Raw genomic sequence first — 20,525 nt, 5'->3', positions numbered from 1 at the left:
AGCGGGCCGACGAGCGGCTGGGCGCCGCCGGTCCGCTGCGCCGCCTGCTGGTCAAGCCGGAGCTGGGCGCGCTGGTGGGCGCGATCGCGGTGTTCTCGTTCTTCGCGGTCCAGTCCGAGGTGTTCCGGTCACCGCGCGGCATCGCCAACTGGCTCGACCCCGCCTCGACGCTGGGGATCATGGCGGTCGGGGTCGCGCTGCTCATGATCGGCGGGCACTTCGACCTGTCCGCCGGGGTGATGACCGGCACCACCGCGCTGACCGTCGGCATCGTCGCGGTCGAGTTCCGGCAGAACCTGTGGGTGGCCATCGGCGTCGCGCTGGTCGTCGCCCTGGCGATCGGCTTCTTCAACGGCTGGCTGGTCACCCGCACGAAGCTGCCGAGCTTCATCATCACGCTCGGCACCTTCCTGATGCTCCAGGGGCTCAACCTGGGCCTGACCAAGCTGTTCACCGACACGGTCACCGTCGGCGGCATCGACGACGTACCCGGCTACACGGCGGCGGAGTGGGTGTTCGCCTCGCGCCTGGAGATCCTGGGCGCGCCGATCCGGGTGGCGGTGCTGTGGTGGCTGCTGTTCACCGCGCTGGCCACCTGGGTCCTGCTGCGCACCCGCTTCGGCAACTGGATCTTCGCCACCGGGGGTGACGAGGTGGCCGCCCGCAACGTCGGCGTGCCGGCCCGCCGCACCACGATCGCGCTGTTCATGACGACGGCGGCCGCGGCGTGGTTCGTCGGCACCACGCTCGCCGTCCGGCTGACGTCGGTCCAGGCCAACACCGGCATCGGCCAGGAGCTCATCTACATCGTCGCCGCGGTCATCGGCGGCTGCCTGCTCACCGGCGGATTCGGATCGGCCGTCGGCGCCGCACTCGGGGCGCTGATCTTCGGTATGACGCAGCTGGGCATTCCGTACCTGCGCTGGGACGCCGACTGGTTCTACTTCTTCCTCGGCGCCATGCTGCTGCTCGCGGTCCTGGCCAACCGGCTGGTCCGCCGCTCGGCCGAGGCGGCCCCGCGGTGACCGCCCACCGGGACGGAGGCCCGCCGCTGCTGGAGCTGGCCGACGTCGGCAAGGACTACGGGTCGGTCATCGCCCTCGACGGCGTGAGCAGCACCGTGCGCGCCGGCGAGGTCACCTGCGTCCTGGGCGACAACGGCGCGGGCAAATCGACGCTGATCAAGATCCTCTCGGGCGTGCACCGGGCGGACCGTGGCAGCGTGCTCCTGGACGGGCGGCCGGCCGACTTCGGCTCGCCGCGCGAGGCGCTCGACGCCGGGATCGCCACCGTCTACCAGGACCTCGCGATGATCCCGCTGATGGCGATCTGGCGGAACTTCTTCCTGGGCGCCGAGCCCACCCGCGGCCGGGGACCCTTCCGCCGGTTCGACGTCGCCCGCGCCAAGGAGACCACCCGCCGGGAGTTGGCCGCGATGGGCATCGACATCCGCGACCCCGACCAGCCGGTCGGCACGCTCTCCGGTGGGGAGCGCCAATCGGTGGCGATCGCCCGCGCGGTGCACTTCGGGGCCCGGGTGCTGATCCTCGACGAGCCCACCTCGGCGCTCGGCGTCAAGCAGGCGGGCGTGGTTCTGCGCTACGTGGCGCAGGCCCGGGACCGGGGGGTGGGGGTCGTGCTGATCACCCACAACCCGCACCACGCCCACCCCGTCGGCGACCGCTTCCTCGTGCTCAACCGGGGGCGCAGCCTCGGGGAGTTCGCCAAGGCCGACATCAGCCGCGAGGAACTGACCCGCCTCATGGCCGGCGGCGCCGAGCTGGACGCCCTCAGCCACGAGCTGGAGCGCCCGGGGAGCTGAGCCTCGCGCGAGCCGAGTCCGTCGCATCAGCGAGTCGACATACCGACTGTGACGAGACGGTCGCCCACCGTTCTTAACGCGGCGCGCCCCAATTGCCGCGTGTTGCCTTTGTGACTCCAGGTGACGGTGGGACTGTTCGCGGGCCACACCGCCCACCCTCTTCCCCAGGGAGCGAACACATGTTCCAGCGCCGCCCGTCCGGACCGGCGACTCCGCGGACCGGCAGCCGCCGGTTCGTCGCGGGCCGCTCCCCTCGCCCGTTCCGCACCGCCCTGGTGGGCGTCGTGGTCGGCGCGGCGCTGATGGTCACGGCCGTCCCCGCCGTCGCGGTCCCGGCTCCGCCCCCCAACCCCAGCGACGGCCAGCTCAGCGCGGCGCAGAGCCAGCAGGCCGCCGCGGCCGCCGAAGTGGGCCGCATCGCCGGCCTGGTCGCCACCGCCGAGTCCGAGCTGGAGCGGGTGGGTGTGCAGGCGGAGGCCGCCGGGACGGCCTACCTGATCGCCGAGGAGGAGCTGGCGCTCGCCCAGCAGGCCGCGGACCGGGCCGCCGCCGAGCTCCGCGCCGCCGGCGAGGCGGTCACCGCGGCCGAGACGCGGATCGCAGCGTTCTCCCGCGACAGCTACATGAACGGTGCCTCGCTGACCAGCTCGGCGGCGCTGCTGGACTCCGAGGGCCCCGGCGAGTTGATCCAGCGGGCCGCGATGCTCGACTACGTGGCCACCAACCAGCTCGACGTCCTCGGTGCGCTCGAGGTGGCCCGGGTCCGGCAGGCCAACGCCGACTCCACCGCCCGCGCCACCCGGGACGAGCGGGCCGCGGCGGAGGACGCCGCCCAGGCCGCCAAGGAGGCCGCCGACGCGCAGCTCGCCTCCCACCAGGCCGCCTACGCGGAGATCGAGGCGCAGAAGGCGCAGTACGAGCAGCAGCTGCAGGCCGCCCAGATCCAGCTGCTGGAGCTCCAGGGGGCGCGGAACGCCTACCAGCAGTGGGTCGCCCAGAAGGAAGCCGAGGAGGCCGCCGCCCGGGCCGCCGCCGAGCGCGCCGCGCGCGAGGCCGAGGCAGCCGCCCAGGCCGCCCGGGACGCCGCCGCCCGGAACGCCGCGGCCGGGGGCGGCGGGAGCGGGAGCAGCGGGAGCGGGAGCAGCGGCGACAGCGCCGGGGGAGTGAGCGGCGTCGGGTACGTCAAGCCGACGTCGGGCCGGGTGTCCAGCTGCTACGGCTGGCGCTGGGGTGCGCTGCACGGGGGCGTGGACATCGCCGCTCCCACCGGAACCCCGGTCTACGCGGCCACGAGCGGCGTGGTCCGCCGCGCCGGGACGGCCACCGGATTCGGTTACGCCGTCTACATCGAGGGCGACGACGGCGCCGTGACCGTCTACGGCCACGTCAACCGGTACTTCGTCTCCACCGGTGAGCGGGTCGTCGCGGGCGAGCGGATCGCGGAGGTCGGCAACCGCGGGCAGTCGACCGGCCCCCACCTGCACTTCGAGGTCCACCCGAGCGGCCAGATGTACGGCGGTCAGGTCGACCCCGTGCCCTGGCTGAACGCCCGCGGCGTCCACGTCGGGGGCTGCGGCGGCTGAGGAAGGACCCCGAGCCCCCGCCACTCGCGAGGTCGTGGCGGGCCCTGCACAGGGCCTCGCACGGCGCTGCGGCCCGCCACCCGGGGGAGGGTGGCGGGCCGCAGTCGTCCCAGGGAAGGCCGATCAGCTGGTCGGCGCGGACTCCTCGGTGGACACGTCCACGCCGCACTCGTCGCCGAGGTAGTTCTGCACGTTCGTCGATGCCTCGTTGAGTTCCTGCTCCAGCGGGGCGAGCTGCTGCTGCAGGGTGGTCATCGCGTCGGGGTCGGTGAGGTCGACGTTCTCCAGCGTCGAGGCGAACTGCTCCGCGCCGTCGGCGAGCGCGTTCCAGTCCGAGGCCAGCTCGTCGGGCGCCTCGATGCCCCTGATCTCCTCGGCGGCCCCGCGGAAGATCTGCGGCAGCTCGCTCGGGTCCCCGGCCGAGGAGGCGCTGCCGGTCAGCCGCTCCAAGCTGCTGGTCGCCTCGGTGCAGAACTCGGAGTCGGCGGCGTCGGCGGCGGAGGTCTCCGCAGCGGAGGTCTCCGCGGCGGACGACTCCGCGGCCGAGGTCTCCTGCGAGGCGGTGGCGTCCTCGTCCTCGGAGCCGCTGCAGCCGGTCAGCAGCACCAGAGCGGCGGTGGCAGGCAGGACCGCGGATCGGAGCAGGGATCGGCGCATGGCCGCGAGGGTAGTCGCCGGGTGCGTCCGGCGGGGGCCCGCGGCTAGCGTGCTGGTCGTGCCCGTTCCGACCGATCCCCGCGGCGTGTGGGGTCTTCCCGCCCCGGGCGCCCTGCCCCGCACCGCCGAGCTGGAGCCACTGGTCACCCGGGTGCTCGCTCCCAACCCCTCGCCGATGACCCTCGACGGCACCAACACCTACCTGGTGGGTGCGCCGGGCAGCGGCCAGGCAGTGGTCGTGGACCCGGGCCCCGACGAACCGGCGCACCTCGCGGCGGTCGAGGCGGCCCTGGCCGCCCGCGCCGCGCGCTGCGTCGCCGTCCTGGTCACCCACCACCACGGTGACCACGCCGCGGCCGCCCTGCCCTGGGGCGCCCGCTTCGGTGCCCCCGTCGCCGCTGCCGCAGCGGCCGTCGCCGGCCCGGACGGCCGGGTGCTCGGCGCGGGAGAGCGGCTCGGCCTGGCCGGGACGACGATCGGCGTCGTCGCCACCCCAGGGCACACGGCCGACCACCTGGCCTTCCGGCTGGAGTCCGGCGGGGTGCTCGTCGGCGACCACGTCCTCGGCCGGGGCACCTCCGTGGTCACCCACCCGGAGGGCGACGTCGTCGCATACCTCGACTCCCTGCGGCGGGTGCACGACCTCGGCCCCAGCGCCCTGTACTGCGGCCACGGGCCCGAGCTGACCGAGGACCCGGCCGCCGTCCTCGACTACTACCTGGCGCACCGCGCACACCGGGAGCAGCAGCTGCTGGACGCGCTGGCCGCCGGCGCGGGCACCGTCGACGAGCTGGTCGCCACCGTCTACGCGGAGGTCTCCCGGGCCGTCTGGCCCGCCGCGGCGCAGTCCACCCGGGCCACGCTGGCCAAGCTCGCCGCCGAGGGGCGCGTCGAGCTGACCGACGGCGGCGGGGTGCGGCCGGCATGACCGCCGGCTCCGACGTGCCCGTCGTCACCGCGGCCGCCAGCGAGCGCGACCAGCGGAGGGCCGCGGCGGCCCTCGCGGCGGCAGGTCTGCGGGAGGGGGACCGGCTGCTCGTGTCCGCCGCCGCCTCGCCGGCGCTGCTCGCCGTCGTGCTGGGCGCCCTGCGCACCGGGATCGTGCCGGTGGTGCTCGACCCGGCGCTGCCCGCCGAGGAGCGGGCGGCGCTGGCCGAGGACGCCGACCCCGCGCTCGACGCCGGCTCCGACCCGGCCCGCCTGCTCGGCGACGGAGAGGCCGCGCTGGCCCCGGTGCCCCTGGCCCGGCCGATGCACTACACGTCGGGCACCACCGGCCGGCGCAAGGGCGTGTGGTCCGGCGTCCTCGCCGACGACGACGCGCGGGCCCTGGCCGGCGAGGAGATCGAGCTGTGGGGCTTCGGCCCGCACGACCGGCACGTCGTCCTCTCCCCGCTGCACCACAGCGCGCCGCTGCGGTTCGCGATGCACACGCTGCTGGCCGGTGGCGAGGTGCTCCTGCCCGGCCCCTTCGACGCCGCCCGCGTCGCCCCGGTGCTGTCCGGCCTCCGGCCGACGACGACGTTCTGCGTCCCCACCCACCTGCAGCGGCTGCTCGCCGTGTCGTCGCCCGCCCACCCGGTCGACTGGTCCTCATTCCGCCGCCTCGTGCACGCCGGTGCACCGTGCCCCGAGCCGCTCAAGCGCGCGGTGCTCGCGGCGCTGCCGGAGGGCAGCGTGTGGGAGTTCTACGGCTCCACCGAGGCCCAGTTCACCGTCTGCTCGCCGGACGACTGGCTGGCGCACCCGGGCAGCGTCGGGCGGGCACGGCCCGGCCGGCGGCTGGAGACCGACGAGCGCGGCCAGCTCTGGTGCACCGTGCCGCGCTGGGCACGATTCGAGTACTGGCGGGCACCGGGGAAGACGGCGGCGGCGTGGCGGGACGACCGGGTCACCGTCGGCGACCTGGGCCGGGTGGACGACGACGGCACCGTGTGGCTGGACGGCCGGCGGGAGGACCTGGTGATCTCCGGCGGGGTGAACGTCTACCCGGCGGAGGTGGAGGCGGTGCTCGACGCCCACCCGGGTGTCGTGGAGAGCGCGGTGTTCGGCGTGCCCGACCCCGACTGGGGACAGCGGGTGGTGGCCGCCTACGTGGGCGGGGCCGGCGCCGAGGAGCTGGCAGGCTGGGCGCGGGAGCACCTGGCGCCCGCGAAGCGCCCGAAGTCGCTGCACGCGCTGGCCGAACTGCCCCGGACCTCCACCGGGAAGGTGCGCCGGCTGGACCTGCCGGGGGTGCTCGGGCTCGCCGGTGGCTGAGCACTGGGACGTCGTGGTCGTCGGCGCGGGCACCGCGGGCTGCCCGCTGGCCGCCCGGCTGGCCGACGCCGGCCGGACCGTGCTGCTCCTGGAGGCCGGCGAGCACCACCCCGATCCGGCCGACGTCCCCGAGGAGCTGCGCGACGCCGGCACCCTGCGCGCCGCCGTGCCCGGCCACCCCGCGAACTGGGACCTGCCGGGGCTGCTGCCGGGAGGACGGACCGTCCGCGTGCCCCGCGGCCGCGCGGCGGGCGGCTCCAGCGCGGTGAACGCCGGCTACTTCGTGCGCCCCACCCCGGCGGACGCCGCTGGCTGGGCCGCCGCGGGCAACGACCTCTGGGCCTGGCACCGGCTGCTGCCCACGCTGCGCCGGCTGGAGAGCGACCGCGAGTTCGGCGACCGGCCCGGGCACGGCGCCGACGGACCGATGCCGGTGACCCGGACCGGCGGGGGAGTGTGCCTTGCGGAGGCGTTCGCCGCGGCCGCGGAGGAGCTGGAGCTGCCGGCCGAGCCGGACAAGAACGCCGGGGGCGCCCCCGGGTACGGCCCGCTGCCACGGAACGTCGTCGACGGCGTGCGGATCAGCACGGCGGAGGCCTACCTGGCGCCGCGGCGCGGGCATCCCGGCCTCACCGTGCGCGGAAGCGTCCGGGTGCTACGCGTGCTGGTCGAGCGGGGGCGCGCGGTGGGCGTGCGCACCACGGCCGGGGACGTCCGCGCCGACGAGGTGGTGCTCTCCGCCGGGGCGGTGGCGTCGGCCCATCTGCTGCTGCTGTCCGGGGTCGGCCCGGCCGCGGCGCTGCGCTCGGCCGGCATCGACGTCCTCGTCGACGCCCCCGGGGTGGGCCGGAACTGCTCCGACCACCCGCTGGTCTACCTGCCGTTCGTCCCCCTCCCGGGGACCACGGCGGCACCGGGGCGCGCGCCGCTGGACGGCGTCCTCCACCTGACGTCCTCGGGGGCGGAGGTGCCGGGGGACCTGGAGGTGCTGCCGTGGCTCGCCCCGTTCGCGCAGGTGATGACGGGGGAGGCAGCCCCGGAGGGCGAGGCGGTGGAGATCGGGGTCGGCCTGCAGCGCACCGTGGGCGTCGGGCGGCTGGTCCTGGCCGACGGCGATCCGGAGCGTCCGCCGGTCGTGGAGTACGGGCACCTGGCCGAGGCGGCCGACCGCCGGCGGATGCGGGAGGGGGTCCGCGCCGCCGCGACGCTGCTGCGCACGCGGGCCCTCGCGGCCGTCGGGAGCCCCGGAGGCGGCCCGACCGGGCCGGTGCCGGCCGACGACGGAGCGCTGGACGCCTGGATCAGGGAGCGGCTGACGACCGCGGTGCACCTCTCCGGCACGGCGCGCATGGGGCCGGACGGCGATCAGGGTGCGGTGGTCGACCAGTGGCTGCGCGTGCGGGGGATCGACGGGTTGCGCGTGGCCGACACCGCGGTGCTCCCCCGGGTGCCGAGCCGTGGGCCGGCCGCCACCGCGGTGCTCGTGGGCGAGCGGGCCGCGGAGCTCATGACCTCGGAGAACTGAGCGCCCCCGCCGCGGACGGGGCTGTCGGTGCCGGTCGCCATCGCGCTCGGCATCGTCTCCGGGTGCGCGGTGGGCTTGCTCAACGGCGTGCTGCTGGCCAAGATCGGCGTGAACGCCCTGATCGCGACCCTGGGGACGTCCACGCTGGTGGCCGGCCCCATCAGCCTCTACACGGCCAACCAGGTGATCAGCATCGGTATCCCGGAGAGCATCACCGCCCTGGGCTCGGGCACGGCCGCTACCTGGCGTCGGTCGGGGTCACGCCCGCCGCGCTGTCCGCCGCACTCCTGGGTGCGACGGCCATCAAGCCCGGCCGGTTCAACGTCGTCGGCACCCTGCTGGGCGTGCTCTTCGTCGCGGTCAGCGTGAACGGCCCCGTGCTGGCCGGGCTGCCGACTGGGTCCAGCCCACGTATAACGGCGCGGCGCTGATCGTCGCCGTCGCGCTGTCCACCGCCATCGCCCGGCGACGCGCCGGCACCTGACCCGAGGAGATCCCCATGTCACAGGTCCAGACCGTCCGAGGCCCAGTGGCCACCGCCGAGCTCGGCCAGACGCTCATGCACGAGCACGTCTTCGTGCTGAGCGCCGACGTGCAGCAGAACTACCCGGAGGAGTGGGGGAGCGAGGACCAGCGCGTCGCCGACGCCGTCGAGAAGCTGACGAGGCTGGCGGACACCGGCGTCCGGACGATCGTCGACCCCACCGTCATCGGGCTGGGTCGCTACATCCCGCGGATCCAGCGGATCGCCGAGCAGGTCGACCTGAACATCGTCGTGGCGACCGGCTGCTACACCTACGACGACGTCCCGTTCTTCTTCCACTACCGCGGCCCGGCGCTCAACGAGGCGGTCGGGGCGGAGGTCCCCGACCCGATGGTGGACATGTTCGTGGGCGACATCGAGAACGGCATCGCCGGCACCGGGGTCAGGGCCGCCTTCCTGAAGTGCGCCATCGACCACCAGGGCATGACCGCCGGGGTGGAGCGGGTGATGCGCGCCGTGGCCAAGGCCCACCGCGCGACCGGCGCCCCGATCACCGTGCACACGCACCCGACCAGCCAGCAGGGGCTGGCGGTGAAGAAGGTGTTCGACGACGAGGGCGTCGACCCGCGGCGGGTCGTGCTCGGGCACAGCGGGGACACCACCGACGTCGACCACCTGAGCGAGCTCGCCGACGCCGGGTTCATCCTGGGGATGGACCGGTTCGGCATCAACCTCGCGACCACGTTCGAGGCCCGCGCCGACACCCTCGTCGAGATGTGCCGCCGTGGCTACGCCGAGCAGATGGTGCTCTCGCAGGACGCCTCCTGCTACATCGACTGGCTGGCGCCGGGGGTGATGGACCTGCTGCCCCAGTGGCACTACACCCACATCCACGACGAGGTGCTCCCCTACGTCCGCGAGCGCGGGGTCACCGACGACCAGATCGAGACGATGCTCGTGCGCAACCCCCGTCGGTACTTCGAGAACGTCGGGACCTACTGATGGTGCTGCGGCCCTTCGATGAGTCCGGCGTCGAACGCGACACGCAGGGGGTCAAGCGCTACGTCGACCTTCCGGACTCCGTGGTGGCCATGCTCCGGGCGTCGGTGGACCGGGACCCCGACGGCGAGGCCGTCGTCGAGGTCGACGGGTCGCGGCTGACCTACCGGCAGCTGTGGGACGCGGCGACCCGCGTGGCCGGCGGGATGCGCGAGGCCGGCGTCGTCCGGGGTGACCGGGTGGCCATCCGGCTGGGCAACGGCGTCGACTGGGTGCTCGGCTTCCTCGGCACCCTGATGGCCGGCGGGGTGGCCGTGCCGGTGAACACCCGGTTCACCGATGACGAGGCCCGGTACGTCATCGAGGACAGCGGGTCCCGGATCGTGCTGGCACCGGGGCACCCGCTGCCCGAGGCGCAGCCCTTCGTCGAGGACGGGCTGCGGCGGGAGGATCTCGCGGCGATCTTCTACACGTCCGGGACGACGGGATTTCCCAAGGGGGCGATGACCAGCCACGAGAACTTCCTGACCAACGTCGAGAACGCCCGGCGGGTGGTGGGCCTGCCGCGCGTGGACCCCACGCTGCGCAACCTCATATCCGTGCCGTTGTTCCACGTGACCGGCTGCAACAGCCAGTTGCTGCCGACCCTGCAGTGCGGTGCGGCGGCGGTGATCATGCCGACGTTCGAGGTGGGACGGTTCCTGCGGGTCATCGCCGAGGAGCGGATCGCCATCGTCACGACCGTGCCCGCGATCTTCTGGCTGGCCATCAGCCAGGAGCAGTTCGCCGGAACCGACGTCAGCGGCGTCCGGTACGCGACCTACGGCGGTGCGCCCATCGCGCCGGACCTGGTCCAGGCGATCAAGCGCAGCTTCCCGGCAGCCCGGGTGGGCAACGGCTTCGGGCTGTCCGAGACGTCGTCGATCTCGACGTTCCTGCCGCACGAGTACGCCGACACCCACGCGGACTCGGTCGGGTTCCCGGCTCCGGTCGTGGACCTCGACCTGGCCGACGTCGACCCCGAGACGGGGGTCGGGGAGCTGCTGATCCGCGGCGCCCAGGTGGTGCAGGGCTACTGGAACAAGCCGGAGGCGGCGGCGCAGACCTTCACCGGCGGCTGGCTGCACAGCGGCGACCTGGCCCGGATCGACGGCGACGGGTTCACCTACATCGTCGACCGGGCCAAGGACATGATCAACCGGGGTGGCGAGAACGTGTACTGCGTCGAGGTGGAGAACGCCCTCGCCGCGGCGCCAGGAGTCTTCGAGGTGGCGGTCGTCGGGGTACCCGACGAGATGATGGGGGAGAAGGTCGGCGCCGTCGTGGTGCCCCAGCCCGGGGCCGACTTCGACGTGGCGCAGTTCCTGGCTTTCGCACGGACCCGGCTGGCCGACTACAAGGTGCCCCAGTACGTCGACGTGCGATCTGCCGCGTTGCCGCGCAACCCAGGCGGCAAGGTGCTCAAGCCGGCGCTGCGCAAGGGGACCGAGTGGGGGTCGCCGCTGCGGTGACCGCTCGGCCGGGCGTGTCACCCAGCGGCTCGCCGCCGGGTGACCGGAGGGTCCCGGCGGCGCGCTGTGGCAGCCGCCGGGACCCCGGGCTCAGACGATCAGCGGACGGCGGGGATCTCGCTGGTCGTGGTGGAGGTGAGGGGCGACCACGCGTCGGGGTGCGGGCGGCCGGCGTCGGCGACCCAGCCCGGCGAGCGCGGGGCGGTGGTCGTGCCGGGGCTCTTGGTGGCTGGGCGGGCGCTGAGGCTCACGATCACGGTCAGGAGCACGAGCAGGCCGACGAGCACACCACCGATGACCAGAAGCGTCGAGAGCATGCACTCAGCGTAAGCGTCGGACCGATCCGTGTCACCGGGCATAAGTATCCGAAGATCGGCGCCGACATGCGCAGAGTTTCGCTGCACGAGCACCGGACCGACCTCACCGGCGCCGGCAGCGCTTTCCAGGGGGACGGCAGATCCACACTAGTGACCCCGGCCGTCGCTGCATACTCCGCGGTCCCGCGGGGGTAGGCAGCGGCCGGTGCGAGGAGCGGAGGGCGTCGTGCGGGATGTGGCGGAGGCGGCCGGGCGCCTGGCGGCCGTGCCCTTCGGCGCCGTGGCGCGGTGGCGCCGGGGCCGACCGCTGCACCCTCGGGGGGCCGTGCTGGACGCGGTCCTGGAGCGGCACGGCGGGCGGACGCCCTTCGGCGTCCCCTGGCTCGACGCGGTCCGCTGCGACCGGGTCGTCGTCCGGCTGTCCCGCGGTGCCGGCCTGCCGGCACCGCTACCCGACGTCCTCGGGCTGGCGATCCGGTTGCCCGGCGGGGACGGCGCCCCGGTGGACCTGCTGCTGTCGACCACGGGGAGCGGGCGGCTGACCCGGTTCCTGCCGGTGCTCCGGTCGGATGCGGCGGCCACCTACGGCTCCATCATGGCCTACCGGTCCGCCGCCGGGCCGGTGCGGCTGGCCGCCTTCCCGGAGCGCGCCGGCATCCCGTCCGACCCCGGGCCGGTGGCCGGGGCGGCCGACCGCGGCGCCGTCGCCTTCACGCTGGCGGCCGCCATCGGCCACAGGGGGTGGCGGTCGTTCGCCACGCTGCGGGCCACCGGCGCGCACCGGCCGCCGGAGCCGGCGCTTCGCTTCGACGCCGTCCGCAACCCGCCGCCGGGCCTGGCGGCCGACGGGCCGCTGGCACGTTTCCGGGAGCCCGCCTACGCCACCGCCCGGGACGTGGGGCGCCCCTCGACCACGTGACGCACCGGACGCACCGGCTCACCCGATGGAGTGGATCACGGGTTGGCCTCGACCGCGTCGGGGTAGCAGGCTCAGGCGACGGGCTCGAGCACCGCGGCCGGTCCCTGAGATGTCGAGCGGCAGCATCCTGACCGCTCGACCGTACGAGGAGACGCATCCGCGCGTGACCCCTGCCGAACTCCCGACCCCGGGGCTGCCCGCCACGGGCATCCGGGTGGCGACGATCCCGCACAGCAACCCGTACGTCGACGCCGTCGTGCCCCCGGGGACATCGCGCATCGGAGACGCCACCGAGCCCAGCCCGTGGCTGGACCTCGCCCACCTGACGGCCCACGCCGACGAGGTCCACGTGGTGCACCTGCACGCCGGCTACGGGCACGTGGACACCGCGGAGCTCGTGAGGTGGACCGAGGAGCTGCAGCGGCTGGGCGTACCGCTGGTCGTCACCGTCCACCAGTTGCGCGACGCCGACGAGGTCTCCCCGGGCCGGCACGACGCCCATCTGGCCGCGGTGCTCGCCACGGCGGAGGTCGTCCTGACGCTCACGCCGGGCGCGGCCGACGAGATCCTGGACCGGTACGGACGCACTCCGATCGTGGTCGCGCACCCCTCGATCGCCGCCGCCGACCCCGAGCTCGGGGCGGAGCGGGGGCTCGTCGGCGTGTGCATGGGGCCGGCGTCGAGCGCCGTCCCCGACCCGGTGGCGCTGGTGCGGGCAGCGCTCTCGGGCGCTGTCTCCGGCGGCGGGCGGCTGCGCGTCCTGGTCGACGAGGTGGGCGTCCCGGCGCTGGACCCGGCGATCGTCGCGCTGGCCGCCGACGGGCAGGTGGAGCTGGTCCCCTACCGGGAGGACGAGCGGGCGGCTGTGCTGCAGCAGCTGCACGTGGCCGTGCTGCCGGAGCGGTGCGGAACGCACTCGCGTGACGTCGAGATCTGCCGCGACGTCGGCACCCGCGTGGTGGCACCGAGCTGCGGCTGGTTCATCGACCAGTGGTCGGAGGTCGTGCCCTACGCCCATGACGAGCAGGGTGGTCCGGACCCGGTGTCCCTGGCCGCCGCGATCGGTGCAGCCCTCACCCGGCCGATGCCGCGGCCGGCCGACCGCACGTGGCGCGAGCAGCAGCGGGCGGCCGTGCAGGAGGTCCACGCGGAGGTCTACGCGCGGGTGGCGGCGGACCGCAGCTGGGCCTGAGACGACGACGGGCCCGGCGCGATGCCGGGCCCGTGCGGAGAAGAGTGTGGGCAGGGGCGGGGTCGAACCGCCGACCTCTCGCTTTTCAGGCGAGCGCTCGTACCGACTGAGCTACCTGCCCCTCCCGGCGTTCCCGCCGGAGAGCGACCCTGACGGGACTCGAACCCGCGACCTCCGCCGTGACAGGGCGGCGCGCTAACCAACTGCGCTACAGGGCCTTACTGGTGGTGCGTGCCCCCAACGGGGTTCGAACCCGTGCTACCGCCTTGAAAGGGCGGCGTCCTGGACCGCTAGACGATGGGGGCTCGTGTTCGCCGGGGGCAGCGAGAACAATACATGCCCTTCGCGCCTCCTCTGACCGGGGGTCCCCAGACGCGAGTCTGTGTCCCGTGCGCGCTGATCCCCACGTCCTCGTCCCCGCCGTCGTGGCCTCGCTGATGGTCCTCGCCGGCTGCGCCGGGGGCGCTGACGTCGGCGAGACGTCATCCCCCGCCGAGCCGGCGACCAGCAGCTCGGCGGCCTCTGTCCCGCCGTCGGAGGCCCACGGCACGCTGGGCGCATCAGGGACCGCGGCGGCCCCGTCCGGCGCGGACATCGAGCCGGACACCGCCGACCCGTCGGCCGACGCGCGCGTCCCCGTCCGTGACGTGCGAGTGGCGGCGCACGACGGGCACGACCGGGTGGTGTTCGAGGCCCGCGGCACCGGCACGCCCGGGTGGGATGTCCGCTACGTCGACCAGGCCACCGAACCGGGTCGCGGGCGGGCGATCGAGCTGCCCGGGGAGGCCGTGCTGCAGGTCCAGATCACGGGCGCCGTATCCCTACGAGACCGGCGTCGAGGAGTTCACATCCTCCGGCCCCCTGGCCGCCCCGGTCACCGAAGCGGTGACCGAGGTGGCGTTCGCGGCCACCTTCGAGGGTGTCACGACGGCGTTCGTCGGGACGCGCGACCGCCTACCGTTCAGGGTGTACGCGCTGCAGGGCCCCGGGCGGATCGTCGTCGAGGTGGTGCACCCGGACTGAACCGGTGGCCGAGCGCAGCGGTCGTCAGCTGAGGCTGGCCGTCACCTTCACCGAGTCGTCGGTGACGCTCGAGCAGGAGATCTGCAGCGGCCCGGCGGCCACGCCCTCACCCTCGCCGCAGGACACGCTGTTCCCGCCGACGCTGAGCGAGGCCCGCCCGTCCTGCACGCCGTCGAAGGAGAGCGTGGTGCCGAGGATCTCGGCCTGCGCGCCGTCGCCGGTCAGCGTCACCGTGCAGCTGCCGGCGGAGCACGAGACGTTCTGGGACGTGAAGGAGCAGCCGGTCAGCGCGGCCAGGGAGAGGCCTCCGGCGAGCAGCCCTCCGGCGAGCCGGGTGGCAGGGGTCGTCGACGTCATGGGTCTCAGCCTAGGGTCCGTCGGTCAGCCCGCAGGGGACGCTGGTGCCACCGGGTCGCCGGCGGGAGCGGGGCTGGGGGCGACCATCGCGCCGTCCTCGGCCGGCGGCACCGCAGCGCCGTCGGTGACCGCCGGGTCCTCGGCCGTCACGATCGTGCGCTGCACGGTCACCTCGGTCCTGCCGAGCCCGCCCAGGGTGATCTCGTCGTAGGCCAGCAGGGTGCCGGTGACCGGATCGAGGTAGAGCACCGTGCACGTGAGCGGCTCGGGGTACTCGCCCTGCAGGCCGCGCAGACCGGCGCCGCCGGTCGAGCCCTGCACCATGAGCAGCGTGTCCTCGGAGAGCTTCTCGACCGTGCGCTCGTGGGTGTGGCCGGCGAGCACCAGGGGGGCGACGCCGTCCAGCGGGGGTGCCTGCTTCGGGTCGTGCACCAGCGCGATCGCCGGCTGCTCGGCGAGTGTGCCGGCGTACTCCGCCAGTTCCTCTCCGGACTCGACCAGCACGTCCTCGCCCGACTCGTCGTCGCCGGTGCTCTTGTCCGGGGTGAAGCGGGGGTCGGGGGCGCCGATGATGCGGATCCCCGCGACGCTGACGTTCGAGTCGTCGAGGACGGTGACGTTCGGCTGCGCCGCCAGGATGCTCGCGGTCGTGGCCGAGTCGTGGTTGCCGCGGATGTAGACGTAGGGGACGTCGAGGTCGCCCACCGAGGTGATCAGCCGGTTCTCCGGCTCGCTGCCCCAGTCGGTGAGGTCGCCGGTGTCGAGGACGCCGTCCACGTCGAACTTCTCGACGACCTGCCGCACCAGGTCGAAGCCGGCGGGGTTGAGGTGGATGTCGGAGATGTGGAGGAGGGCCACCGAGTCGTCGGTCCCGGTGGGGCTGGGGAGGGCCGCGAGCGTCGCGTACAGCGTCCCGACGTTGGCCACCAGGTCCTCCAGCGACGCCCGGTAGGCGTCGAACCGGGTGACGATGTCCTGCGCGTTCCCGATGAGGCTGTTGGCGTTGACCAGCAGACCCGTGTACGTGGGCTGGGACAGCGCCTCGGGTCGCCACGTGGCGGCGCCCACGGCCCCGGTGGCGGTCAGCACTGCCGTGGTGACGCCGAGGGCGATCAGCGGCTCGCGGCGGCGTCGCAGCACCGCCCACGTGGTCAGCGCGGCGCCGGCCAGCGCCCAGAGCACGGTGACCCACACCAGCCGGACGACGGCCGACTGCAGGTTCTCGGTGACGCGGTCGACGACGCCGGCCAGCCGGACCGGGTCGCTGGCCAGCGCCTGGGCGCGGGCCTGGTCGACGCTCTGCAGGGAGATGTCCAGCCGCAGCGGCCCGTCGTAGGCGTCCACGGCCAGCGAGCCGAGCGGGGGGACGGCGACCTCCGCGCCGCCGGAGGCCGGCCGGAAGGCCAGCGTGGCGTCGAAGGGGCCGATCGGCGCGGAGACCCGGGCGAACAGCAGGACGGCGATCAGCGCACCGCCGAGGGCGAGGACGACGCGCGCGGCCCAGCGCCCGGCGGTCCGGACGCGGGCCGGCCACGGGGACGTCGTCGTGGTCGGCTCGCTCACCGCGCCCACGCTAGCGGTCGCCCATGCCGGCCCCGGGTCGGCGCGGCGCCCTGATCAGTCCCTGGCCGGTTCGGGCCGGAAGATCCACCGCAGGGCGAGGAAGCGCAGGAGGCCGACCAGGCCGGTGACGACGACGACCGTGGCGATCTGCAGCCACGGGTGGGCGCCGTCGATGACGGCGTTCAGCCAGCCGAGGGCGGAGCTGGTGGCCAGCAGGCCGATGACGGTGACGCCACCGGCCTCCCACTGGGCGGTGAACCAGTGCACCCGCTCGTCGGCCCGGAAGGTCAGCCGCCGGTGCAGCTCGTTGGCCAGCACCGTGGAGACGGCAGTGGCCACCAGGTGCGCCGCCAGGTAACCCCGCCCGTGCAGTGCGACGAACAGCACCGCGTAGACCCCTGTGGTGACGGCGCCGACGAGGACGAACCGCAGGAACTGTGCGGTGGTGTCGTTCTCGTGCAGCCGTGCGGTCAGCCGCGGGGTCGGCGTCCGCGCCTCCTGCGCCGGGGTCCGCACCAGCTCGCCGACGCCGTCCGCAGCCTGGCTGCGGCGGAGCAGGGACGGGGAGGTCACGGGGTGTCCTTCGGGTAGATGAGGAGCGGCAGGGATGAGCGGGGTCAAGGCTCCTCTTCGCGATAACCCCTGTCACTACTGAACATGCCGGTGGCGGCTGTGGCTCACCCGTGTCCTTGCTCACGGTTGCCTGTGGATCACCGGCTGGCGGTGTCGGCCTTGCCCGTGCGTCATGCACGGGCCCGGCGGGTAGGGGGCGCGCATGAGTCTCATGGGGTTCCTGGACCGCATCGCGGACGTGTCGGCGTTCGACAAGGCCATCGAGCCCGCGCGACGCGCCGTCCAGGGCATGCCGAGCGTGGTCAAGGACATCTTGCACGGCACGTGGCTGGGCCACCCGCTGCACCCGGTCCTCGTGCAGGTCCCGGTCGGCAGCTGGGTCTCCGCGGGGCTGCTGGACGCGGTGCCGCCGCTGCGGCCGGCCGCCACGATGCTGATCGGCACCGGCGTCGCCGCCGCCGTCCCCGCGGCGCTGGCCGGTGCCGCGGACTGGTCGGAGCAGGGCAGCGGGGTCCGCCGGCTCGGCGCAGTGCACGCGGTCATGAACACCGCCGCGCTCGGCCTGTACGTCGGCTCCCTGGCGGCGCGGGGCACGGGGCGGGGCACGCTGGGCCGGGTGCTCGCCTACTCGGGCCTGGGCCTGGCCGGGGCCTCGGCCGCGATCGGTGGCCACATGTCCTACGCCCAGTCCTCGGGCGCCTCGCACGCGGCGACCGCCGTGCGTGCGCTGAGCACCGACTGGATCGATCTCGGCCCGCTCGACGACCTGCCGGAGGGCCGGCCGGCGATGCGCACCGGGAAGGGCAGCAGCATGGCGGTGCCGCTGGCCGTCGTCCGCCGCGGGGCGCGGGTCGACGTCTTCGTCGCGGCCTGTTCGCACATGTCCGGCCCGCTCGACGAGGGGGCGGTCGAGACCGTGCGGGGCAGCGAGTGCCTGGTCTGCCCGTGGCACGGCTCGGCGTTCGACCTGGACAACGGCGAACCGCGGCGCGGCCCGGCGGCCAACCCGCAGGAGAAGCTCGAGGTGCGCATGGAGGCCGGCCGGGTCATGGCGCGGATACCGGGCCGCCACCGCTGACGCGGCCGGCAACGGGCCCGCCGCCGCCCGGCTCACGGTCGTCCGTCCCGACGATGACGTGACGGCCCGGCGGACGCTCATCGCCGTGGTGGGCGGGACGAGGCGGTCCTGGAGCGCGTGGCGGGCAGCGTCCAGCTCGACGCGGCGGCGCAAGTGCCCTGGAGCTGCGGGCCCGGCGCGAGCACGGCCGACAGCGCGGTGCGCTCCCGGTGGCCACCCGCGATCGGCACGTGGTCCCGGAGGCCAAGCAGTTCTAAGTTCTACGTCGTCCCGCTGGGGATGCGGGTTGGCGACGGTCCGACGGCGGTGGTGGACCTCCCCGTGGACGACGGCCTGCGCGCGGCGCTCACCGACCGGGTCGGCCGGGTGCGCCGGCGCGCGGGCTGAGCGGGGCCGGACAAGAGGCCGGCCCGGCTGCCCCGGGGGGAACGGGTCAGCCGGGCCGGGGTCGTTCCCGCCGGACGCCGGAGCGCTGGGCGGACGATGCGGCGGACAGGAGCGCGGTACCGCGTCCCCGACCGGAACGATGATGACGGTACGTAACGGCCGGGGGCGCCCGCGATCCCCTGAACGGGTGATCTGGTGCCAGGGTAGGTGACACGGCGCACACGAGGTGTGGCGGGCACCACGTCAGGGGCACTCACCCGGGATGTTCTTCCTGTTCTCCAGCCGCCTCGGCTGCCTCGGATCGCTGCTCCTGTCGGCGCTGCTGACCCTGATCCTGCTGCTGGTGCTGGGCGTGCTGTGACGACGCCCGGGCGGCAGGTCTGCGTGCGCACCTGCCGCCCGGGCGCGGATGCCAGGTGGTGTCGGATCGCTGGAGGCCTCCCGCGGATCAGCCGTTGAGCTCCAGCGTCTTCATGGTCTCGGAGCGGACCTGCTCGAGCAGCGCCGGCTCGTCGTTCAGCGCATGGCCGTAGGAAGGGATGGCCGTCTGCAGCAGGGGGCGCCAGGCGTCGATGCGCTGCGGGAAGCAGCGCTCCAGCAGAGTGAGCATCGCCGAGACGGCGGTCGAGGCGCCCGGGGAGGCGCCGAGCAGGCCGGCGATGCTGCCGTCGCCACCGACGATCAGCTCGGTGCCGAACTGCAGGACGCCCTTGCCGCTCTCGGGGTCCTGCTTGATGACCTGCACCCGCTGACCGGCGGTGACCATGTCCCAGTCGGCCTGCTCGGCGGTGGGCACGAACCCCTGGAGGGTGCGGTGCCGGGCGGAGCGCGACTGCACCAGCTCACCGATGAGGTACTTGGTCAGCGCCAACTCGGTGCGCGCCACACCCAGCATCGATCCCAGGTTGTTCGGCTTGACGCTCTTGGGCAGGTCGAACATCGAGCCGGCCTTGAGGAACTTGGGCGAGAATCCGGCGTAGGGGCCGAAGAGGAGCGAGTACTCGCCGTCGATCAGGCGGAGATCCAGGTGCGGCACGGACATCGGAGGCGCACCCACGGCCGCCTGCCCGTACACCTTGGCCTGGTGGGTGCCCACCAGCTCCGGCGAGCGGGTGCGCAGGAACATGCCGCTCACCGGGAAGCCGCCGAAGCCGCGGATCTCGGGGATGCCTGCCTTCTGCAGCAACGGCAGAGCGCCACCGCCGGCGCCGACGAAGACGAAGCGGGCGCGCACCGTCACACGCTCACCGGAGACGGTGTCGCGCACGGTGACCTTCCACCGGCCGTCGCTCTCCTTCTCCAGCGCGTCCACCCGCTGGTTGACGTGCACGTCCACCCCGCGGGTGGCGACGTCGTCGAGCATCAGGCGGGTGAGGGCCCCGAAGTTGACGTCGGTGCCTGCGGCCGAGCGGGTGGCGGCGACGATCTGCTCGGGGTCGCGGCCCTTCATCATCAGCGGGAGCCAGTCGGCCATCTCGGCCTGCGACTCGCTGTACTCCATGCCCTCGAAGAGCGGCTGGGCGGCGAGGGCGGCGTGGCGGGCGCGCATGTAGCTGCGGCCCTCTTCACCGGTGACGAAGCTGATGTGCGGAACCGGGGAGATGAAGTCCTTGGGCGAGCCGGTCATCCCGCCGCGCACGAGGTGCGACCAGAACTGCCGGGAGATCTGGAACTGCTCGTTGATCGTGATGGCCTTGGTCGGGTCGACCCGGCCGTCGGGGCCCGCGGGGGTGTAGTTCAGCTCGCAGAGGGCGGCGTGCCCGGTGCCCGCGTTGTTCCAGGGGCCCGAGCTCTCGCCGGCGACGACCTTGCCGGACTCGAAGACCGCGACGCTCCACTCGGGGGCGACGACTCCGAGCAGCTGGGCCAGGGTGGCGCTCATGATGCCGCCCCCGACGAGTACGACGTCGGGGTTCGCGCTGTCGGGAACGCTGCGCTCGGAAGTCACGTCTGCCTCTCTGGCTGTGCTCGGCGAGGCGCTGCAGCGCCCCCCATCGATCGTCGGCGGGAATCGGCCGGTACATGCGACCGCCGGCGTATGAGGTCTGTCACCGCGATCGGGCGGTGCGGCCCCTCAAGGTTATGACCGGCACCGACGGGTCCCATGCGCGGGCCGGTGTGTCCGCGTTCACCCGGCGCTCCGCGGCCCTCGCGGAGTCGCGGCGCGGAAGTCCCTCCGTCGTCGACGGCCGGCTACCCGACGCCGCGCACCCAGTCGTCCAGTTGAGCGGCCCGCTGCTCCACTTGGCCCTGGCACCGGCGATGCCGTCCTGCGA

The 20,525-nt window shown here is 74.3% G+C and carries 19 protein-coding genes and 3 tRNA genes; 13 read left to right on the top strand and 9 right to left on the bottom strand.

Features of this window, described 5'->3' with window-relative positions; translation table 11 throughout:
• Positions 1–74 precede the first annotated feature (74 nt).
• From ABC795_RS16295 to ABC795_RS16285, 3 genes are all read left to right on the top strand, one after another.
• Complete coding sequence (locus ABC795_RS16295; protein WP_347058216.1) at positions 75–1,025, top strand: ABC transporter permease; 951 nt, start codon at positions 75–77, stop codon at positions 1,023–1,025.
• Positions 1,022–1,822 (top strand): ATP-binding cassette domain-containing protein, encoded by an 801-nt coding sequence (locus ABC795_RS16290; RefSeq protein WP_347058215.1) that lies wholly within the window; start codon positions 1,022–1,024, stop codon positions 1,820–1,822. The genes ABC795_RS16295 and ABC795_RS16290 overlap by 4 nt, the downstream gene beginning before the upstream one ends.
• 179 nt (positions 1,823–2,001) lie before the next feature.
• Positions 2,002–3,405, top strand: a complete 1,404-nt coding sequence (locus ABC795_RS16285; protein ID WP_347058214.1) for a M23 family metallopeptidase — start codon at positions 2,002–2,004, stop codon at positions 3,403–3,405.
• 123 nt (positions 3,406–3,528) lie between these two features.
• Here ABC795_RS16285 and ABC795_RS16280 read toward each other — a convergent pair whose 3' ends face one another.
• Positions 3,529–4,062 (bottom strand): hypothetical protein, encoded by a 534-nt coding sequence (locus ABC795_RS16280; protein WP_347058213.1) that lies wholly within the window; start codon positions 4,060–4,062, stop codon positions 3,529–3,531.
• Between the two features lie 58 nt (positions 4,063–4,120).
• Here ABC795_RS16280 and ABC795_RS16275 point away from each other — a divergent pair, with 58 nt between their 5' ends.
• The 6 genes from ABC795_RS16275 to ABC795_RS16250 all read left to right on the top strand — a co-directional run bounded on the left by ABC795_RS16275 (position 4,121) and on the right by ABC795_RS16250 (position 10,840).
• Entirely contained in the window at positions 4,121–4,990 is an 870-nt protein-coding gene (locus tag ABC795_RS16275; protein ID WP_347058212.1) for an MBL fold metallo-hydrolase, read from the top strand.
• Positions 4,987–6,321 (top strand): AMP-binding protein, encoded by a 1,335-nt coding sequence (locus ABC795_RS16270; RefSeq protein WP_347058211.1) that lies wholly within the window; start codon positions 4,987–4,989, stop codon positions 6,319–6,321. The genes ABC795_RS16275 and ABC795_RS16270 overlap by 4 nt, the downstream gene beginning before the upstream one ends.
• On the top strand, positions 6,314–7,846 hold the full coding sequence (gene mftG, locus ABC795_RS16265) for a mycofactocin system GMC family oxidoreductase MftG (protein WP_347058210.1): 1,533 nt from the start codon (positions 6,314–6,316) through the stop codon (positions 7,844–7,846). The genes ABC795_RS16270 and mftG overlap by 8 nt, the downstream gene beginning before the upstream one ends.
• A gap of 27 nt (positions 7,847–7,873) precedes the next feature.
• The gene (locus ABC795_RS16260) at positions 7,874–8,215 is read left to right on the top strand and encodes a hypothetical protein (protein ID WP_347058209.1); all 342 of its coding nucleotides are present in this window, start codon (positions 7,874–7,876) and stop codon (positions 8,213–8,215) included.
• 130 nt (positions 8,216–8,345) lie between these two features.
• Complete coding sequence (locus ABC795_RS16255; RefSeq protein WP_347058208.1) at positions 8,346–9,332, top strand: phosphotriesterase-related protein; 987 nt, start codon at positions 8,346–8,348, stop codon at positions 9,330–9,332.
• Positions 9,332–10,840 carry an AMP-binding protein gene (locus ABC795_RS16250; RefSeq protein ID WP_347058207.1) on the top strand — a complete coding sequence of 503 codons (1,509 nt, stop codon included), beginning with the start codon at positions 9,332–9,334 and terminating at the stop codon, positions 10,838–10,840. The genes ABC795_RS16255 and ABC795_RS16250 overlap by 1 nt, the downstream gene beginning before the upstream one ends.
• 98 nt (positions 10,841–10,938) lie before the next feature.
• Here ABC795_RS16250 and ABC795_RS16245 read toward each other — a convergent pair whose 3' ends face one another.
• A complete protein-coding gene (locus ABC795_RS16245; protein WP_347058206.1) occupies positions 10,939–11,157 on the bottom strand; it encodes a hypothetical protein in 219 nt (72 codons plus the stop codon).
• Positions 11,158–11,383: 226 nt separating this feature from the next.
• Between ABC795_RS16245 and ABC795_RS16240 the strand changes: the two genes are divergently transcribed.
• A complete protein-coding gene (locus ABC795_RS16240) occupies positions 11,384–12,076 on the top strand; it encodes a phosphodiesterase (protein ID WP_347058205.1) in 693 nt (230 codons plus the stop codon).
• 163 nt (positions 12,077–12,239) lie between these two features.
• Positions 12,240–13,268, top strand: a complete 1,029-nt coding sequence (locus tag ABC795_RS16235) for a hypothetical protein (protein WP_347058203.1) — start codon at positions 12,240–12,242, stop codon at positions 13,266–13,268.
• 47 nt (positions 13,269–13,315) lie between these two features.
• On the opposite strand, the gene ABC795_RS16230 is transcribed toward ABC795_RS16235, so the two are convergent.
• The 3 genes from ABC795_RS16230 to ABC795_RS16220 form a co-directional block, all read right to left on the bottom strand.
• Positions 13,316–13,389: transfer RNA gene (locus ABC795_RS16230), tRNA-Phe, on the bottom strand.
• Positions 13,390–13,412: 23 nt separating this feature from the next.
• Positions 13,413–13,486: transfer RNA gene (locus ABC795_RS16225), tRNA-Asp, on the bottom strand.
• A gap of 14 nt (positions 13,487–13,500) precedes the next feature.
• Positions 13,501–13,573, bottom strand: a tRNA-Glu gene (locus ABC795_RS16220).
• A gap of 580 nt (positions 13,574–14,153) precedes the next feature.
• Between ABC795_RS16220 and ABC795_RS16215 the strand changes: the two genes are divergently transcribed.
• Positions 14,154–14,291, top strand: a complete 138-nt coding sequence (locus tag ABC795_RS16215) for a hypothetical protein (protein WP_347058202.1) — start codon at positions 14,154–14,156, stop codon at positions 14,289–14,291.
• Positions 14,292–14,315: 24 nt separating this feature from the next.
• Here the strand turns inward: ABC795_RS16215 and ABC795_RS16210 are convergent, their stop codons facing one another.
• Genes ABC795_RS16210 through ABC795_RS16200 form a run of 3 tightly spaced genes read right to left on the bottom strand, consistent with a single transcriptional unit; the run spans position 14,316 to position 16,784 of the window.
• The gene (locus ABC795_RS16210; protein ID WP_347058201.1) at positions 14,316–14,648 is read right to left on the bottom strand and encodes a hypothetical protein; all 333 of its coding nucleotides are present in this window, start codon (positions 14,646–14,648) and stop codon (positions 14,316–14,318) included.
• A gap of 24 nt (positions 14,649–14,672) precedes the next feature.
• Positions 14,673–16,211 (bottom strand): metallophosphoesterase, encoded by a 1,539-nt coding sequence (locus ABC795_RS16205; protein WP_347058200.1) that lies wholly within the window; start codon positions 16,209–16,211, stop codon positions 14,673–14,675.
• Between the two features lie 54 nt (positions 16,212–16,265).
• Entirely contained in the window at positions 16,266–16,784 is a 519-nt protein-coding gene (locus ABC795_RS16200) for a GtrA family protein (protein WP_347058199.1), read from the bottom strand.
• Positions 16,785–16,986: 202 nt separating this feature from the next.
• Here ABC795_RS16200 and ABC795_RS16195 point away from each other — a divergent pair, with 202 nt between their 5' ends.
• Entirely contained in the window at positions 16,987–17,862 is an 876-nt protein-coding gene (locus tag ABC795_RS16195) for a Rieske (2Fe-2S) protein (protein WP_347058198.1), read from the top strand.
• 835 nt (positions 17,863–18,697) lie between these two features.
• Here the strand turns inward: ABC795_RS16195 and mqo are convergent.
• A complete protein-coding gene (gene mqo / locus ABC795_RS16190; RefSeq protein ID WP_347058197.1) occupies positions 18,698–20,197 on the bottom strand; it encodes a malate dehydrogenase (quinone) in 1,500 nt (499 codons plus the stop codon).
• Positions 20,198–20,525 lie beyond the last annotated feature (328 nt).

Source organism: Blastococcus sp. HT6-30 (assembly GCF_039729015.1).
GTDB lineage: Bacteria > Actinomycetota > Actinomycetes > Mycobacteriales > Geodermatophilaceae > Blastococcus.
The sequence above is the reverse complement of the archived record's forward strand: the minus strand, read 5'-3'. Positions and strand labels throughout refer to the sequence as shown.

What these genes read in the sequence shown, in the direction of transcription:
- ABC795_RS16285 (WP_347058214.1), top strand. Translation starts at nt 2,002, where the DNA reads ATGTTCCAGCGCCGCCCGTCCGGACCGGCGACTCCGCGGACCGGCAGC.
- ABC795_RS16280 (WP_347058213.1), bottom strand. Translation starts at nt 4,062, where the DNA reads ATGCGCCGATCCCTGCTCCGATCCGCGGTCCTGCCTGCCACCGCCGCT.
- ABC795_RS16270 (WP_347058211.1), top strand. Translation starts at nt 4,987, where the DNA reads ATGACCGCCGGCTCCGACGTGCCCGTCGTCACCGCGGCCGCCAGCGAG.
- ABC795_RS16255 (WP_347058208.1), top strand. Translation starts at nt 8,346, where the DNA reads ATGTCACAGGTCCAGACCGTCCGAGGCCCAGTGGCCACCGCCGAGCTC.
- ABC795_RS16250 (WP_347058207.1), top strand. Translation starts at nt 9,332, where the DNA reads ATGGTGCTGCGGCCCTTCGATGAGTCCGGCGTCGAACGCGACACGCAG.
- ABC795_RS16245 (WP_347058206.1), bottom strand. Translation starts at nt 11,157, where the DNA reads ATGCTCTCGACGCTTCTGGTCATCGGTGGTGTGCTCGTCGGCCTGCTC.
- ABC795_RS16210 (WP_347058201.1), bottom strand. Translation starts at nt 14,648, where the DNA reads ATGACGTCGACGACCCCTGCCACCCGGCTCGCCGGAGGGCTGCTCGCC.
- ABC795_RS16195 (WP_347058198.1), top strand. Translation starts at nt 16,987, where the DNA reads ATGAGTCTCATGGGGTTCCTGGACCGCATCGCGGACGTGTCGGCGTTC.